Below are 16084 nucleotides of genomic sequence, written 5' to 3' on the forward strand. Positions count from 1 at the left end.
ACGGTATGCGCCGCACCGCCACGAGGCCGTCACCGGGGTGGGCGGTGCGGTTGGCTAACCTGCCCGGGTGACCATCGAGCTGACCCTGCTGCCGCGTGTCGCCCACCGCGGGCGGGAGGTCACCGCACCCCGGCTCCGCGCCCTCCTCGCGCTGCTCGCGGCCGAGCCGCGCACGGGCTGCGGCGTCGAGCGGCTCGTGGCGGGGCTCTGGCCGGACGCGCTGCCCGAGCGGCCGGGAAAGGCGCTGCACGTCCTCGTGTCCAGAGCGCGGGCACAACTGGGCGCCGAAGTCGTCGTGAGCACGCCGACCGGATACCGGCTCGGCCTCGCCGAGGACCGGGTCGACAGCTCCGCCCTGCTGCTGCACGCCGCCGCGAGCACGGAGCGGGCCAGGGCCGGGGACCACGCCGGCTCGCTCGCGGCGGCCGAGGCCGGGCTCGCCCTGTGGGAGGGCACCCCGGACGCGGCCGACGGCACGGACGATCCCGTCGCCGCACTGCGCGCCGAACGCGCGCCCACCCGCACCCGACTCGTCCGCGCACGGGCCCTCGCGCTCGCCCGCCTCGGACGGCACGCGGAGGCCGCCGAGCCGCTGGCCGAGGCCGCCGCCGCGCACCCCCGCGACGAGGAGGTGCTCGCCGAACTGCTGCGCGCCGAGGCCACGACGGCGGGCCCGGCCGCGGCGCTGACGCGGTACGAGACGTACCGCCGCGAGCTGCGCGACGCACTCGGCACGGATCCCGGCGCCCGGCTCAAGGCCGTACAGCGGCAACTCCTCCACGACGAGCTCGCCGACGAGACCCCTGCGAACAGGCACAGCGTGCCGCACGAGCCGAACCAGCTCCTCGGCCGCGACGAGGACATCGCGGCAGTCCGGCGGCTGCTGCGCGACTCCCGCGCCGTCACCGTCATCGGCCCCGGCGGCCTCGGCAAGACCCGGCTCGCCCACGCCGTCGCCCGCCGGGCCGAGCAGCGAGTGGTGCGGGTCGTGCCGCTGGCCGGCGTCACCGCCGACGAGGACGTCGCCGCGGAGGTCGCCACCGCGCTCGGCGCGGGAGAGGGCCGGTACGGCGCCATCGGCGGCCATGCCACGACCGACCCGGTCTCCGGCATCCGTGCCGCACTCGGCACGCAGCCCGCGCTGCTGGTGCTCGACAACTGCGAGCACGTCGTGCGGGGCGCCGCCCACCTCGTACGAACCCTGCTCTCGACCGCCGGAAACCTGCGGGTGCTCGCCACCAGCCGGTCCCCGTTGAACCTCACGTCCGAGGTGCTCCACGCCCTGCCGGAGCTCGGACTCGACACCTGCGTCGAGCTGTTCACACAACGCGCGCGGGCCGCCCGGCCCGGCCTGGACCTGCCCGCGGACGAGGTCGCGGCGCTCTGCCGCCACCTCGACGGTCTGCCCCTCGCCGTGGAGCTGGCCGCAGCGCGCGTACGAGTCCTCTCCGTGCCCCAGATCGCCCGCCGCCTCGGCGACCGGTTCGCACTCCTGCGCGCCACCGCACGGGACGTGCCGGAGCGCCACCGCACGCTGCACGCCGTCGTGGAGTGGAGCTGGCACCTCCTCGCGGAGCCGGCCAGAGCGGCGCTGCGCACCCTGTCCGTCCTCCCCGGCGGCTTCTCCGCCGACACGGCGGAACACGTCCTCGGCGACGACGCGCTCTCCCTGCTGGAGCAGCTGACCGACCAGTCGCTGCTCACCGTCGCCGACACCCCGACCGGCGTACGGTTCCGCATGCTGGAGACCGTACGGGAGTTCAGCGCGGCACGGCGCGCGGAGGCGGACGAGGAGGAAGCGGCCGTCGGACAACTCCTCGCCTGGGCACGGGACTTCGGAGTCGCGCACCACGACCTGCTCACCGGCCCGGCGCCCCTGGCGGCCAGGCAACGCGTCAAGGCCGAGCAGGACAACCTCGTGGCCGCGCTGCGGCACGCCCTGTCCCGGCCGGACGGCCCCACCACCGCCGCCGTCACCGCCGTCCTCGCCGCCCTGTGGTCGACCGACTCCAACTTCCCCCGCCTCACCGCACTGGCCGCCGAGACCGGCCCGCCGCTCTCGCACTACCGCCCCGAGCCGGAGTACGTCGAAGTCGCCCGCGCCGCCGCCGTGTTGTGCACGCCCAGCCTGTTCACGGGGCAGAGCGCGCACGTCGCACGGCAGCTCGTCACCCTGCGGCGGCTGCCCCCTGCCCCGCCCGACACCCTGCTCCGCGCCACCGCCGTGGTGCTCAGCGCGGTCCCCGACATGGTCCCTCCGCACCACGAAGTGCTGAACCGGCTCTGCGACAGCGACCAGCCACTCGTCGCCGCCGTCGCCGAGTGCGTCGCCACGTACGTCTGGGAGCACGAGCACGACATCGACCGCGCGCTGTCGTCGGCCCGTCGCATGAACACCGCGCTGGAGCAGATCGACAACCCGTCCCTGCATCTCCTGTGCCACTCGCGGCTGAGCGAGCTGTGCCTGAAGACGGGGCAGGGCGACGCCGCGTACGGATATCTCAAGGCCGCGCTCGCGACGCTGCCGCGGCTCGGTGACGAGAACGACTACAGCGGCATCCGCTCCGCCCTCGTCCTCGCCTGCCTACAACGCGGCGACCCCGACGAGGCCGAGTACTGGCTGCGGCAGGCCGAAAGTGACCGCACTCCGCGACAGGACGCCTTCTACAGCCCCGACCCCGGCGGACGCGCGGAGATCGCACTCGCCCGCGGACACACGGAGGCCGGGCTCGCCCTGTGGCGGCGCGCCATGGAGCGGCTGCCGGAGGCACGCCCGATGGGGGACGGCGACCCGTGGGCCGACCCGTGGGCGCTGGCGATCCAGTCGGCGGCGGTCACGGCGCACGCCCACGCCGGCCGCCTCGACCTGGTCACGGAGCCGGTCGGCAGACTGCGACGGCTGCTGCGCACGCTGCTCGGCGGCCCACCGGCTCCGTCCGGTCCGCCCGGTCCGTCCGGCTCGTCCGTGGAGCTGCCCGTGATCGGGACGGTGCTGCATGCCCTCGGTATGGCGGGTATCGCGTCCGGCGACGCCTCCGCCGTACGGATGATCGCGCTGGCCGAACGGCTGCGAGTAGTGCGCGAGTTCCAGCCGACGATGTCCGGGACCCGCGCTCGGCGGGCGGCCGAGAGCGCCGACAGGGCGGCATACACCGACGCGCTGTCGGAGTACGCCGCCCTGGAGCGGGACGAGCTGCGGGCGGCGGCCCGCGCGCTCCTGCCGGCTACTTCGGGTCGCGGTTGAACAACGACGTCGACCAGAAGTAACCGAGCACCGCGAGCCCCAGGCACCAGCCGACAGCGGCCCACCCGTGGTGGCCGATCCCGCTGCCGAGCAGCAGGCCGCGCAGGGTCTCGATGGCGGGGGTGAACGGCTGGTACTCGGCGATCGGCCGGAACCAGCCGGGCATCGCGTCTACCGGTACGAAGGTGCTGGAGATGAGCGGGAGGATCATCAGCGGCATCGCATTGTTGCTGGCCGCCTCGGGGTTGGGGCTGGCCATGCCCATCCCGACCGCGATCCACGTGAAGGCCAGGGCCACCAGCGTCATCAGGCCGAACGCCGCCAGCCACTCCACGACGGTGGCGTCGGTGGACCGGAAGCCGATGGCCACGGCGACCGCGCCGACGAGAACCACGCTGAGGATCGTCTGGAGCACGCTGCCGACGACGTGCCCGATGAGCACCGAGCCGCGGTGGATCGCCATCGTGCGGAAGCGGGCGATGATGCCTTCGGTCATGTCCATCGAGACGGACACCGCGGTCCCCGCCGGAGTGGCGCCGATGGTCATCAGCAGGATGCCCGGGACGAGATAGGCGATGTAGTCGGAGCGGTCGGCGCCGCCGCCACCGATGCCGACGCTCATCACGTCCCCGAAGACATAGACGAAGAGCAGCAGCAGGACGATCGGCGTCAGCAGGATGTTCAGGGTGAGGGACGGGTAGCGGCGGGCGTGGAGGAGGTTGCGGCGCAGCATGGTGGACGAGTCGCGCACGGCGGGGGAGAGGGAGGTCATCGGTCGGCCTTCGGGTTCTGGTCGCGGACGTCGGTGCCGCCGGTGAGGGCGAAGAAGACGTCGTCGAGGTCGGGGGTGTGGACGGTCAGCTGGTCCGCTTCGATGCCGGCGGTGTCGAGCCGGTCGAGGACGGCGCGCAGGGCGCGCTGGCTGCCGTCGCCGGCGAGGTGCAGGGCGAGTGCTTCGTCGTCGCGGGTGGCGTCGGGCAGGGCGCGGGCGGCGCTCCGATGGGCGGCGGGATCGCTGAACCGCAGCCGCACGTGCCCGCCCGGGACGAGCCGCTTCAGCTCCTCCGCACTGCCTTCGGCAGCGATGGCCCCGTCGTTCAGGACGGCAATACGATCGGCGAGCTGATCGGCCTCTTCCAGGTACTGCGTGGTGAGGAAGATGGTGACGCCGTCGGCGACGAGGCCGCGGATGATCTGCCACATGTTGTGGCGGGAGCGCGGATCGAGGCCGGTGGTCGGTTCGTCGAGGAAGATGATGCGCGGGCTGCCGACCAGGGTCATGGCGATGTCGAGCCGGCGCTTCATACCGCCGGAGTAAGTAGCGGCAGGCTTCTTGGCGACGCCACCGAGATCAAACCGCTCCAGCAGCTCGGCGGCGACCTGCCGCCCTTCTCTCCGGCCCAGGTGGTGCAGGTCGGCCATGAGGAGCATGTTCTCCTCGCCGGTGATGAGGCCGTCGACGGCGGAGAACTGTCCGGTGACGCCGATGGCGGCGCGTACGGCCTGGGGGTCGGTGGCGGTGTCGTGTCCGGCGATGCGGGCCTGGCCGCCGTCGGCGGAGATGAGGGTGGAGAGGATCTTGACGGCGGTGGTCTTGCCGGCGCCGTTCGGGCCGAGCAGGGAGAAGACGCTGCCGGCCGGCACGGCCAGGTCGATGCCGTCGAGGACCGTCTTGTCGCCGTACGCCTTGCGCAACCCGTACGCCGCGATGGCGAGCGCGTGCGAAGCGGTACGGGTCGTGGTGGATGAAGTGGCCGTTCTCGTCGTGGGGCTCATGCGAGAGAGGCTGCGGCACGCCGCGTTCAGTCCGGTTTCACACCGGTTTCAAGGCGCCGGAACCGGCCTTTCCAGGCCTCGGAACCGGCCGGGAGCCGGGAGCGTTGGCGTCCGGCGGATGGGGGCGATTCACCTGGTGGGAGGGGCGCGCCAGGGAACCCGCGCCCCCACCCGCCGGGCCGGGTCCCGATGAAGGGCAGGCGCCGGTCTCTCCCGCGTCGGCTGTCCTGCCGGTCGGTGCGTACACCGGGACCGGGGGTGGTGGTCAGGGCGGAACGCCACGGCTCAGAGGGGACAGAAAGACCGGTCTGTCTCGTGGCTACTGCCTAGACCATGGCAGCGGGCGGAGGCTCTGTCCAGGGCTATTCTGGACGGTGATGGACAGTGAATCGCCGACGGGGGCGGACCAACTGTCGCCTCGTGAACGGATATTGAGGACCGCGTACGAGCTCTTCTCGCGACGCGGTATTCGTGATGTCGGCGTCGAGGAGGTCATCGCGCGCTCCGGAGTCGCCAAGGCGACTCTCTACCGGCACTTCCCGTCGAAGAACGACCTCGTGCTCGCCTTCCTCGCCCGCCGGGAGCAGCAGTGGACGCTGGGCCTCGTCGCGGCGGGCGCCCACGGCAGGGGCGGCACGCCCGAGGAGCGGCTGCTCGCCATCTTCGACGTCTTCGACGAGTGGTTCCGCAGCGACGAGTTCGACGCCTGCACGTTCATCAACGTCCTGCTGGAGATGGGCCCGGAGCACCCGCTGGGACTGGCCTGCATCACATACCTGGGGAACATCCGCTCCTTCGTACGCGGTATGGCCGAGGAAGCGGAGCTGCGCGACGCCGAATCGTTCGCCCGGTCGTGGCACATCCTGATGAAGGGCGCGATCATCTCGGCGGCCGAAGGAGACACGGACGCGGCCCTCCGCGCCCAGTCGATGGCACGCATGCTGATCGCGCACCACCGCTGACCGCGGTGGCCGCGGCGGCCGGCCCGATGCCGGGATCACCTAGGCGACGGCATAGGTTGCCGTCATGACGGTTGACTGGCGTACGGACCGCATCGGAAGTGCCTTGCGTGGTGAGAACCCCACCGTGTTGCGGAGGTTGACGGCGGGGTTCGCGGCGATCGGGGACGTCCAGTTCCTTGGAGCGGATGCCGGTCTGGCTCCACCCCCGTGAGAACTGGCACGACGAACGGTATGCGCTGACGTCACGGCACGGCCGGCTGCGGGCGGAGATCACCGGTGAACTCGACCGGCTGACCGCGCCGGACTAGGGAGCGTCTTGCGCGGCGGCTCCGGATCAGGCGGTTTCGTGCGCCGTGATGAACGAGCGCATCTTGGCCAGAGCCGTGCTGTTGGAGACGATCTGGAGGTGGTTGGGGGCCATGGGGCCGCTCATGAGGTAGTTCTCGTCCGCGCCGGCGAGCATGGCGGTGTCGACGGGAACGGCGTTGATGTCGTTGGTCGACCTGATCGTCAGGTAGTCGATCTTCTCGTTGAAGGGGACTTCGGTGGAGGAGTTGAGCGCCCTGAGGAAGGGCGTGTTGGGGGAGGCGAACTGCTGGCAGGAGACGTACCACTGGCAGCCGTTGTTGGTGGTGCCGTGCTGGGGTCCGGCGAAGCCGATGTACTGGGAGACCTTGTCGGCGCCGTCGAGGTTCTTGATGTAGTAGCGGGCGGCCAGGGTGGAGGCGGACCACGTGGCGAGGACGACCTTGGACGCTCCGGTCCGGCTGCGGACCTCGTCGACCTTCGCGGAGAGTTCCTGCGCGGCCTTGGCCAGGTCCTGCGTCATCTTGCTGGTGTCGGTCCAGGTGAACAGCCTGCTCGCCGGCCAGCCGTTGGTCTGTAGGTTGGACTTCATCGAGTTCATGGAGCTCGTCGATCCCGTCATTCCGGGGATCATGATGACGGGGTCGTGCTCACCGGCTGCCGCTGTGGCGGGGGAGTGGGGTGAGTGTGGTGTGGCGCCGGAGGTCTGGGACGCCAGCCCCAGCAGGCCGGTGGTCAGTGCGGCCGCGATCGCGGCGGACAGTGTCCGACGGGACCGTGAGCACCGTCGTACGCCTGCCGATGCCCGTGTCGTCCCGGACGGCGTGGTGACAGCGGATGGTGAAGAGCGGAACAGCATGGTGCCTCCTTGCCCGTCGTGCGGTGTGCCCGGCGATGTGGTGCGGCTCGCGCCGAGCGGCTGCCGACGAGCTCCTCGGGGGGTCTGGACGGCAGCACCGTAGAACCGCGTCCTGCGGCCATCTGATGGGAGGCGCACACATAGTTGTGTCGCTTGTGTGTCAACTCCACCCATTTTCCCGCTGAGTTGCTCGGGAGGGTCAGAGGGGACTGCTGCGCTCGCTCGCGGGGACCGGGGCCGCCCCCCCTCCGCCGCCACATGCGCGGACAGTGCGCCGCGCACGTACGGACCGGCCCGGGTATGTGCGCTGCTCCCCTCGTTCCCGCTCTCGGCGGCGCCCTAGCGTCATGGCGGCTCGTCCGCTGCGCCGGGCCTGAAGACGCTGATGTCCAGCAGCTCGGGAGGATGGGAAATGTTCCGGTTCGGAATCGTCGGCGGTGGGCTCATGGGGCACGGGATCGCCGTCGCCCTGGCCGAGGCCGGCCACCGCGTGGTCGTCCACGACACGAATCCCGCGGCACTGGCCAGTCTCGGCGAACGGGTCGTCCACGCGCTTGAGCGCTGCGGCATGGCTCCGCACGACATGCGGGCCGTGGCGGAACGGGTCAGCGCGGCACCGACCCTGCCGGAGCTCGCTCAGCGTTCCGACATCGTCGTGGAAGCCGTCTCCGAGCGTCTGCGGGTCAAGCACCAGGTACTGGCCGCGCTGGAGGAAAGTGTCTCTGCCGCGACGCCGATCTGGACCAACACGTCGGTGCTGTCGCTCACCGAGACAGCCATGGAGATGCGGCATCCACAGCGCCTGGTCGGAGTCCACTGGTGGAACCCGCCGTATGTCATCCCGCTGGTCGAGGTCGCCCCCGGAGCGAGGACCGACCACCGGTTCGTACAGGAGGCCTGCGAAGTGCTGGACGGTCTCGGCAAGACGACGGTGCGGCTCACCCGGGACGTGCCCGGATTCATCGGTAACCGGCTCCAGTTCGCGCTGGTACGCGAAGCGCTGCACCTCCTGGAGCAGGGCGTGTGCGACGCGGTGACGATCGACACGGTCGTACGGGCGAGCCTGGGCCTGCGCTGGCCGTCCGTGGGCCCCATGGAGAACGCCGACTTCATCGGGCTGGAACTGACCAGGGACATCCTCAGCAGCCTCAGCCCGCACCTGGCGGAGCGGTCGGACCACTTCCCCGTCCTGGACAAGCTCATCCGCGCCGGCCACCTGGGCCGCGCCGCCGGAGCGGGGCTGCTGCCCTGGCCGGCCGGCCGTGACGAGGAAGTATCCCAACGTCTGGACACCGGCATCCGTTACAATCTCGCCTCGCCGCAGGGCAGGCCGACGCCGTAACGCTGTCTGACGGAGGAGCCATGGCAGGGACGAACGGCGGTATCTTCCTGGACCTGCTGCTCAAGGACGCCGACATCAGCGCCTTCGAGGACGTACTGGCGGCGGCGCGGGCCGCGGGGGAGCCGCCCGACCGGCTCGCGGAGCTGGAGGAGGAACGCGCGGTCGCCCTGCGGTTGCGCGAGCGACACCTGCGGCACCGTCGCAACGAGGCAGAGCTCCAGCTCCTCAACGACACCGCCAACGACCTGGCCTCCCTCCGGGACCTGGACTCCATCCTCCAGGCGATATCCGATCGCGCACGGCGTCTGCTGGAGTGCGACCTCGCCTACATCAGCCTCAGCGACCAAGGGCGGGGCGACAGTTACATCAAGGCGGCGGCAGGCAACATCTCCGGTCTCCTGCGCGAGCTGCGGCTGCCGGTCGGGACCGGCGTCGGCGGCATCGTCGCGCGGACCGGCGAGCCCTGCGCCGTCACCTCCTACCTCGACGACGACTCGTTCACGCACACCGCGGAGATCGACAGGACAGTCGCCGCGGAACGGATCGAATCCCTGCTCGGCGTACCGGTGAAACGCAACCAGGAGGTCATCGGGGTCCTGCTCGCCGCACACCGCAGCCAACGCGGATTCAGCAGCCGCGACATCAGCGTGCTCGTCATGCTGGGCGCCCACGCGGCCGTCGCCATCGAGAACGCGCGCCTGCTCGGCGCCGCCCGGGCTGCCGTCGCCGAAGTGCAGGTCGCGCACGACACGATCAGCGCCCACATGGCCGACCTGGAGCGCACCGCCGATGTCCACGAACGTCTGACCCGACTGGTCATCCAGGGCAAGGGAGTGGACGAGGTGGCACAGGCGACGGCGGCCTCCCTGTCCGGCACCGTCGTCGTCTTCGACGAGGACGGCGACGTCGCGGCACGGTCGCACGGCCCCGGAGCGACGCCGGTCGAAGAGCTGCGGGCGATCGGTGCGGACGCGTGGCAGGCCGGGGGCACGGTGGTCCGCGGCGCACAGTGCGCCGTCCCCCTGGTCACCGAAACCGAGGCGCTCGGCACCATCGTCCTCGCCGGTGCGGGGGCCGAGACCAGCACCACCGACCGCCGCATCCTGGAGCGGGCCGCCCTGGTCGCTTCGCTCGTCCTCGTCACCCGCAGGCGCATGGCCGAGGCGGAGGCCCGCGTCCGCGGCGAGTTGTTGAGCGACCTGCTCGCGGCCCACCCCAAGGACTACGACCTCCTGCGGCAACGAGCGGCTCTGATCGACGTGGACCTCGACGCGTGCCGGATCGTCGTGGTGGCCCAACTGCACGACGAGCCACGGGAGCGGACGTACGCCTCCACCGCGGCCTTCGCCCGACGCGCCCACGGCCTGGCGACCCTCCGACGCGACACCGTGATCCTGCTGCTGCCCGGAGAAGACGCCCTGGAAGCGGCACGCACCACCGCGCGTGAACTGGCGCGCCCCGCACGGCACTCCCTCACCGCCGGCACCGCGCAGGCCGGCGACATCGCGGGCATCGCCGCGGCCTACCGGGAGGCGGACGACTGCCTGCGCGCCCTGATCGCCCTGGGCAGGACCGGAGAGGTCGCGGACACCCGCGGTCTGGGATTCGTCGGTGCCCTGTTCAGCGGCCGGCCGGCCATCGAGTCCTTCATCCGCTCCGTCCTCGGCCCAGTGCTCGACTACGACCTGGGGCGCCGCTCCGAGTTGGTGCGTACGCTCGATGTGTACTGCCGGACCGGTCAGCACGCCAGGAACACCGCGCGCATGCTCCACCTGCATGTCAACACCGTCTCCCAGCGCCTCGCCCGCGTCAGTCACCTCCTCGGCGACGACTGGCGGGCCCCGGAGAGACTGCTGGAGATCCAGGTCGCCCTGCGACTGCTGAAGGTCAGCAACTCCTAGCGGCGATGTCGGAGCGTCGGACACACACCGCGCGGGCCGTCCGAGTGTGGCTCAGGGCCATACCCTCCCGCGTGACGGACTCCATAGCCTGTGCGCCCGCAGTCACAGGCGCACCCCATGGAGACGCCCATGAGAAAGTTCGTCGCAGCGACAGGGCTCACGCTCACCCTGGTCGGTGGCACCTGTCCGCCGGCCGCAGCCGCCACGCCCCCCACCGCGGCCTGCAATGACCTGCTCGGCCTCAAGATCCCCGCCTCGGCGATCGGCCTGGCCACGAGAGGGGGAGAGGTGACCGCGGCGCACCCGGTCCCCGCGACAGGCAGCGGCACCACCGCGACCGGCCCCTACTGCCGGGCGGACGCCACCCTGCACTCCGTGGACCCCCACGCTCCGGACATCAGGATGCGGGTCGCCCTCCCGGAGCGGTGGAACGGCAAGGCGATGATGTTCGGCGGCGGAGGCTACGACGGCACCATCCCCGACATCACGGGCAACGTCCCCTTCGGCCCGACGGACGCGCCCCGGCCACTGAGCCGCGGATACGCCACCTTCGCCGGCGACTCCGGACATCAGGCCGCACCCGACTTCAAGCCCGTCCCTTCGCTGGACGGGTCCTTCGGCGTCAACGACGAAGCGGTACGCAACTTCGCCGGTGACGCGCTGAAGAAGACCAGCGACGCCGCCCGCTTCATCATGCGCGGCCACTACGCGGGTGCCGCCCCCACCCACAGCTACTTCGCCGGTGGGTCGAGCGGCGGCCGCGAAGCACTGGCCGTGGCCCAGCGGTGGCCCACGGACTTCGACGGCGTCATCGCCGTCTACCCGGCCTGGAACGCCGTCGCCCTCAACCTGTTCTTCGGCCACGAGGCCCGCGTCCTCTCCCGCCCCGGAGCCTTCCTGAACACCGCCGAGCAGCGTCTGCTCCACCGCCGTGTCATCGAGGCCTGCGACGGCGACGACGGGCTGCGCGACGGCGTCATCTCCGACGAACGCGGCTGCCGCTTCGACCCGCGCACCCTGCGCTGCCCGCACGGCCTGGAGACCGCCGACCACTGTCTGTCCGACGCCCAGATCCACGCCGTACGGGCCCTGTCCTCCCCGCTGCGCTTCGGCCAACGTCTCGCCGGCGGCGAGACCGGCCACCCCGGGTTCCCCTTCCTCTCCGGCGCCGACATGACCACGCCCCTGCTGGGCATGGGCACTCGGCCCCCCGGCCACCCCATGCCGAAGGACAGCGGCTACGGCGTCCAGTTCTGGGACCAGTGGGTGCGGTACTTCGTCACCCGCGACCCCGGGCACGACCCGCTGACCGTGGACCCCCGCCACCCGGGCGCCTGGCGACAGCGCGTCAGCGAACTGTCCGCGCTCCAGGACGCGAGCGACGCCGACCTCACCCCGTTCGCCGAAGCAGGCGGCAAACTCCTCCTCCTGCACGGCACGGCCGACGAACTCGTCAGCCACCGCTCCACCGTCGACTACTTCCAGCGCATGCGACAGCGCATGGGCAAGCACGCGACGAACGACTTCGCCCGGCTCTACCTCGTCCCCGGCGCCAACCACGTCAACATCGACGCCGCCTTCGCGGCGAGCTGGGACTCGCTGAGCGCCCTGGAGGACTGGGCGGAGAAGGGCACAGCACCCTCACGACCGGTCGTCACCGACGCCAACCCCACCGCCCACGGCCGGACCCGGCCCTTGTGCGCCCACCCCTCCTGGCCGGAATACACCGGCACCGGCGCCCCCGACTCCGCGAGCAGCTTCCGCTGCTCCCATCGGCCGCGTCACCGCTCATGGCCCGCCGACTCACCCGCGGCAACACCCCGGGCGTAACCGGAAAGCCCCCTGTGGCAGCTCGTGTTTGCAGCGTCGGCGAGGCGGGTGGTCGCCGGTCGTACCGTAGGGCCGTATCCCCGGGCGGAACCGGCCAGCACCACGGCCCCGGATGGGCTCCCCGGGAAAGAGGCGAGCAGCGCTCCCCCCGTCAGCGGGCGTGACTCCCGGCTTCGAAGCCGATCTCCCCCTCCCGCCTTTCGGACAGGGCCTTTGGACCGCTGCCCTTCACGAGGGCGGGAGCCAGCCGATCGGCAGGCTCCTCATGCCCACCACCGACCGCGAACTGACCATCGCCGACGCCGTCCTGGACCTGGCCCGCCGCCCTCCCGGCTTCGACCCGCTGGAGCTCCTGCACGGCCTGACCGCGCACGCGTGCGCCCTGCTTCCGGTGCGCGGCGGCAGCATCACCGTCCTGGAACCCATGAACGGCGACGACGAGGTCACCTACGTCACCGCCTCCGACGAACGCTCCCGCCACCTGGTGGAGACCCAGATCGACCTGAACGAAGGCCCCTGCCTCGACGCCTCCCGCACCCGGCGGCCGATGCCCCTGACCCAGCTGTACGGCCCCGCACGGGCGGCGGGGCTCGCGCCACTGTTGGAGCTGCACTCCCTCACGCTGAGCCTGCACTCCGCCCAGGGCAGCCTCGAACTGCTGTGGTACGACCCGACCGACACCCTCGGCCCGCCCTGGACGACCTTCAGTACACCCTCGGCGAGGGCCCCGCCTGGGACGCCCTGCGCACCAGCGAAACGGTCCCCGTCCCCGACCTGAAAGCCGTACCCGACACCCGCTGGCCCGCCTTCACCCCGCAGCCGCCCGCACCCCGGCCCGCGCCGTGATCACCACCTCCCTGCGCCTGGGCGTCGTCACATCCACCGCGCCGAGGTCCACCAGGCCGCCGGCCGGCATGCGCAGCGTCCACCTCGAACTCCCCATCGACCAGGCCCTGCTGCGGTTGCGCGCCTACGCCTGGCGCCACGACCGGCCGCTGAAGGACGTCGCCCGCGACATCATCGCGGGCCACCTCAGGATGAAAAGCTGAGACGGCCCGCTTGTCCGGCGGACAACCGGCGCGCAGCGCCTGAACCGAGGGGCGCATCCGGCCGTTCGCTCCCGCCGCCCCCTCCCGCCTTCTACAGTGGCAACAGGGCTTCTCCGGTGCGCTTCTCCGGTGGGGGTGGGAGATGGATCCGCGGATCGGCCAGCACGCCACCGCGGAAGGCGCGGGGGAGACCACCCAGGCGGGCCGCGACGTCCATCGCACCACCCACGTGCACGAGGCCCCGGCGCCCGTGCGGCCCACCGTCATCCACGGGCTGCGCAGAGACACCCTCTGCTTCACGGGCCGTGACGAGGAGCTCGGGCGTCTGCTCGGGGCCACCACGTCGGGCGAGGCGCGGATCCACACCGTCGACGGGATGCCGGGGGTCGGCAAGACGGCCCTGGTCACCAGGGCCGCGCACCTCCTCGCCGACCGGTTCCCCGATGGGCAGTTCTTCGTCGACCTGCGCGCCCACTCACCGGGACAGGCCGCGGCGGACCCGCTGGACGTGCTCGCCACGCTCCTCGCCGGACTGGGCATAGACCCCCGCAGCCTGCCCACCTCCCTGGACGGACGCAGCGGCCTGTGGCGCGACCGGCTCGCCGGACGCCGTGTCCTGCTCGTCCTGGACGACGCCGCCGACAGCGACCAGATCGAGTCGCTGCTGCCCGGCGGGCCGAGCTGCCTGACCCTGGTGACCAGCCGCAGCCGATTGGTCGACCTCGACGGCGGCACGCCCTGGTCCCTCGGCACGCTGTCCCACGCCGAGGCGATGACGCTGTTCGGACGACTGGCGCAGCGCGCCGCGCACGGCACCCCCGACGACCCCGCCGACACCGAAGTGGTCGACCGCATCGTGGAGTTGTGCGGCCGGTTGCCCCTGGCCATCGTGCTGCTCGCCGGACGCCTGTCCCACCGGCCCACCTGGACGCCCGCCGACCTCGCCGCCGAGTTCACCGCCACGGCGGACCGGCTCGTCCACCTCGTCGCGGGCAAGCGCGCGGTCGACGCCGCCTTCACGCTCTCCTACCGCGACCTGCCCCCGGCCAGGAGGCGACTGTTCCGCAGGGCTCGGCCTGCATCCGGGGCCGGACATCGACCCGCGTGCCGCTGCGGCACTCGACGGCATCTCCGAAGCCCGGGCCAGGGACGGCCTCGAAGCCCTGTACACCGACCATCTGCTGGAGGAGATGGCTCCGCGGCGGTACAGCCTCCACGGCCTCCTCCGGGAGTTCGCCGCCCGCCGCTGCGCCGCGGAGGACGCCGACGCCGACCGCGACGCCGCTCTCGCACGCCTGACGGCGTACTACCGGCACACCGTCGAACTGGCCGAGGACATCATCTCGGCACGCCGCCCGGGCGCCCCCGGACTGCCCGACGCGACGCGCGCCGTGACCTGGCTGCGGACCGAGCGGGCCAACGTCCTCGCCTGCCTCGACCACGCGGCCGACCACGACCGGCCGGGACAGGTCGTCGGCCTGACCGCGGCCATGGCCCCCTTCCTGCTCCGCGAAGGCCCTTGGGCGCAGGCCGTGGCGCTCCACGAGCGGGCCGTCGAGGCGGCCCGCCGGACAGAGGACCCGCACGGCGAGGCCCACGCCCTCGACGAACTCGGCTTCGTCCGGTACGCGACCGGCGACTTCGCGGTGGCGACCGCTTTCCACGAGCGCGCGCTGACCCTCTTCGAGGAGATCGGCGACCGGCACGGGCAGGCACAGGCACTCCACGGCCTGGGCCGCGTCCGCGCCACGGCCGACGACTACGCCGCGGCCACCGCGTACCACGAGCGCGCGCTGACCCTGTACGAGGAACTGGGCGACCGGCACGGCCAGGCCAACGCCCTCCACGGCCTGGGCCGCGTCCGGTACATGACCGCGGACTACACGGCCTCGGCCGACCTCAGCGGGCGCGCACTCGCGCTCTTCGACGCCTTGGGCGACCGCCGCGGACAGAGCGGCACGCTCCTCAGCCTCGGCTTCGTCCGGTACCTGACGGGTGAGTACAAGGAGGCGGCCGATCTCCACGGGCGTGCGCTGACCCTGTACGAGGAACTCGGCGACCGGCACGGACAGGCCAACGCCTTGCAGGACCTCGGGCGCGTCCGCTTCATCGTGGGGGAGTACGCCGCGGCCACGTCGCTGCACGAACGGGCGCTGGAACTGTTCGAGGAGCTCGGCGACCGGCACGGCCGCGCCAACGGACTGAACAACCTGGGCCGCGTCCGCTTCGTACTGGGCGACTACGCGGCGGCCGCGGCGCTGCACGAGCGGGCGCTGCGCCTCTTCGAGGAACTGGCGGACCGGCACGGCCGGGCCAACGGACTGAACAACCTGGGCCGCGTCCGGTACGCGACCGGCGACCACGCGGCAGCCGCCGAACTCCACCGGCACGCACTGGCCCTCTTCGAGGAGATCGGAAACGCCCACGGCCGGTGCAACGCCCTGCACGACCTCGGACGCGCCCATCACGCGGCCGGTGAGTACCCGGCCGCGGCCGACCTCTACGAACAGGCCCTCGCACTCTTCCAGCAAGTCGGCGACCCCCAGGGCCAGGCGGAGGTCTGGAACAGCGTGGGCGCCCTCCGCACCGCTGCCGGCGGCGCCGCGGACGGGCTCGCCGCCCACCGCACGGCGCTGGACCTCGCACGCCGGGCGGGCAGCCCGCTCGACGAGGCCACCGCGCTGGAGGGTGCGGCGCGCAGCCGGTTCCTCATGGGAGACCTGGAGGGCGCGATGGCCGATCTGCGGAAGGCGGCGCGCATCTACGACCGCATCGGCGCCAGAGCCGCCACGTCCGAATCCCCCCTACGATGAGG

At 72.1% G+C, this 16084-nt stretch carries 13 protein-coding genes and 2 pseudogenes; 11 read left to right on the forward strand and 4 right to left on the reverse strand.

Annotated features, from left to right (window positions below; translation table 11 throughout):
- Positions 1-67 precede the first annotated feature (67 nt).
- Positions 68-3244 carry an ATP-binding protein gene (locus ACZ4Z4_RS35230; RefSeq protein ID WP_468336839.1) on the forward strand — a complete coding sequence of 1059 codons (3177 nt, stop codon included), beginning with the start codon at positions 68-70 and terminating at the stop codon, positions 3242-3244.
- Here the strand turns inward: ACZ4Z4_RS35230 and ACZ4Z4_RS35235 are convergent.
- Positions 3225-4016, reverse strand: a complete 792-nt coding sequence (locus tag ACZ4Z4_RS35235; protein ID WP_468336842.1) for an ABC transporter permease — start codon at positions 4014-4016, stop codon at positions 3225-3227. The genes ACZ4Z4_RS35230 and ACZ4Z4_RS35235 overlap by 20 nt on opposite strands.
- Complete coding sequence (locus ACZ4Z4_RS35240) at positions 4013-5020, reverse strand: ATP-binding cassette domain-containing protein (RefSeq protein ID WP_468336845.1); 1008 nt, start codon at positions 5018-5020, stop codon at positions 4013-4015. The genes ACZ4Z4_RS35235 and ACZ4Z4_RS35240 overlap by 4 nt, the downstream gene beginning before the upstream one ends.
- 377 nt (positions 5021-5397) lie before the next feature.
- Here ACZ4Z4_RS35240 and ACZ4Z4_RS35245 point away from each other — a divergent pair, with 377 nt between their 5' ends.
- The 3 genes and pseudogenes from ACZ4Z4_RS35245 (at position 5398) to ACZ4Z4_RS35255 (ending at position 6290) form a co-directional block, all read left to right on the forward strand.
- Positions 5398-5982 carry a TetR/AcrR family transcriptional regulator gene (locus tag ACZ4Z4_RS35245; RefSeq protein ID WP_468336848.1) on the forward strand — a complete coding sequence of 195 codons (585 nt, stop codon included), beginning with the start codon at positions 5398-5400 and terminating at the stop codon, positions 5980-5982.
- Between the two features lie 64 nt (positions 5983-6046).
- Positions 6047-6160: pseudogene (locus ACZ4Z4_RS35250) on the forward strand (diadenosine tetraphosphate hydrolase); the annotation flags it as partial.
- A gap of 7 nt (positions 6161-6167) precedes the next feature.
- Positions 6168-6290 (forward strand): hypothetical protein, encoded by a 123-nt coding sequence (locus tag ACZ4Z4_RS35255; RefSeq protein ID WP_468336851.1) that lies wholly within the window; start codon positions 6168-6170, stop codon positions 6288-6290.
- A gap of 26 nt (positions 6291-6316) precedes the next feature.
- On the opposite strand, the gene ACZ4Z4_RS35260 is transcribed toward ACZ4Z4_RS35255, so the two are convergent.
- Positions 6317-6910: an esterase/lipase family protein gene (locus tag ACZ4Z4_RS35260; RefSeq protein ID WP_468336855.1), complete on the reverse strand. Its 594-nt coding sequence runs from the start codon at positions 6908-6910 to the stop codon at positions 6317-6319.
- Between the two features lie 649 nt (positions 6911-7559).
- On the opposite strand from ACZ4Z4_RS35260, the gene ACZ4Z4_RS35265 reads away from it, so the two are divergent.
- From ACZ4Z4_RS35265 to ACZ4Z4_RS35285, 5 genes are all read left to right on the forward strand, one after another.
- On the forward strand, positions 7560-8489 hold the full coding sequence (locus ACZ4Z4_RS35265; protein WP_468336858.1) for a 3-hydroxyacyl-CoA dehydrogenase family protein: 930 nt from the start codon (positions 7560-7562) through the stop codon (positions 8487-8489).
- 20 nt (positions 8490-8509) lie between these two features.
- Positions 8510-10390: a helix-turn-helix domain-containing protein gene (locus ACZ4Z4_RS35270; RefSeq protein WP_468336861.1), complete on the forward strand. Its 1881-nt coding sequence runs from the start codon at positions 8510-8512 to the stop codon at positions 10388-10390.
- Positions 10391-10519: 129 nt separating this feature from the next.
- Entirely contained in the window at positions 10520-12220 is a 1701-nt protein-coding gene (locus ACZ4Z4_RS35275; protein WP_468336864.1) for a tannase/feruloyl esterase family alpha/beta hydrolase, read from the forward strand.
- 265 nt (positions 12221-12485) lie between these two features.
- The gene (locus ACZ4Z4_RS35280; protein WP_468336867.1) at positions 12486-12998 is read left to right on the forward strand and encodes a hypothetical protein; all 513 of its coding nucleotides are present in this window, start codon (positions 12486-12488) and stop codon (positions 12996-12998) included.
- 64 nt (positions 12999-13062) lie between these two features.
- The gene (locus ACZ4Z4_RS35285) at positions 13063-13269 is read left to right on the forward strand and encodes a hypothetical protein (protein WP_468336870.1); all 207 of its coding nucleotides are present in this window, start codon (positions 13063-13065) and stop codon (positions 13267-13269) included.
- Between the two features lie 91 nt (positions 13270-13360).
- Here the strand turns inward: ACZ4Z4_RS35285 and ACZ4Z4_RS35290 are convergent, their stop codons facing one another.
- On the reverse strand, positions 13361-13744 hold the full coding sequence (locus ACZ4Z4_RS35290) for a hypothetical protein (RefSeq protein ID WP_468336873.1): 384 nt from the start codon (positions 13742-13744) through the stop codon (positions 13361-13363).
- Between ACZ4Z4_RS35290 and ACZ4Z4_RS35295 the strand changes: the two are divergent.
- Together ACZ4Z4_RS35295 and ACZ4Z4_RS35300 are read left to right on the forward strand one after the other, a co-directional pair.
- Positions 13646-14002 (forward strand): annotated as a pseudogene (locus ACZ4Z4_RS35295) (AfsR family transcriptional regulator); the annotation flags it as partial. The gene ACZ4Z4_RS35290 and the pseudogene ACZ4Z4_RS35295 overlap by 99 nt on opposite strands.
- A gap of 457 nt (positions 14003-14459) precedes the next feature.
- On the forward strand, positions 14460-16082 hold the full coding sequence (locus ACZ4Z4_RS35300) for a tetratricopeptide repeat protein (RefSeq protein WP_468336875.1): 1623 nt from the start codon (positions 14460-14462) through the stop codon (positions 16080-16082).
- Positions 16083-16084 lie beyond the last annotated feature (2 nt).

Source organism: Streptomyces sp. NPDC030245, assembly GCF_055572995.1.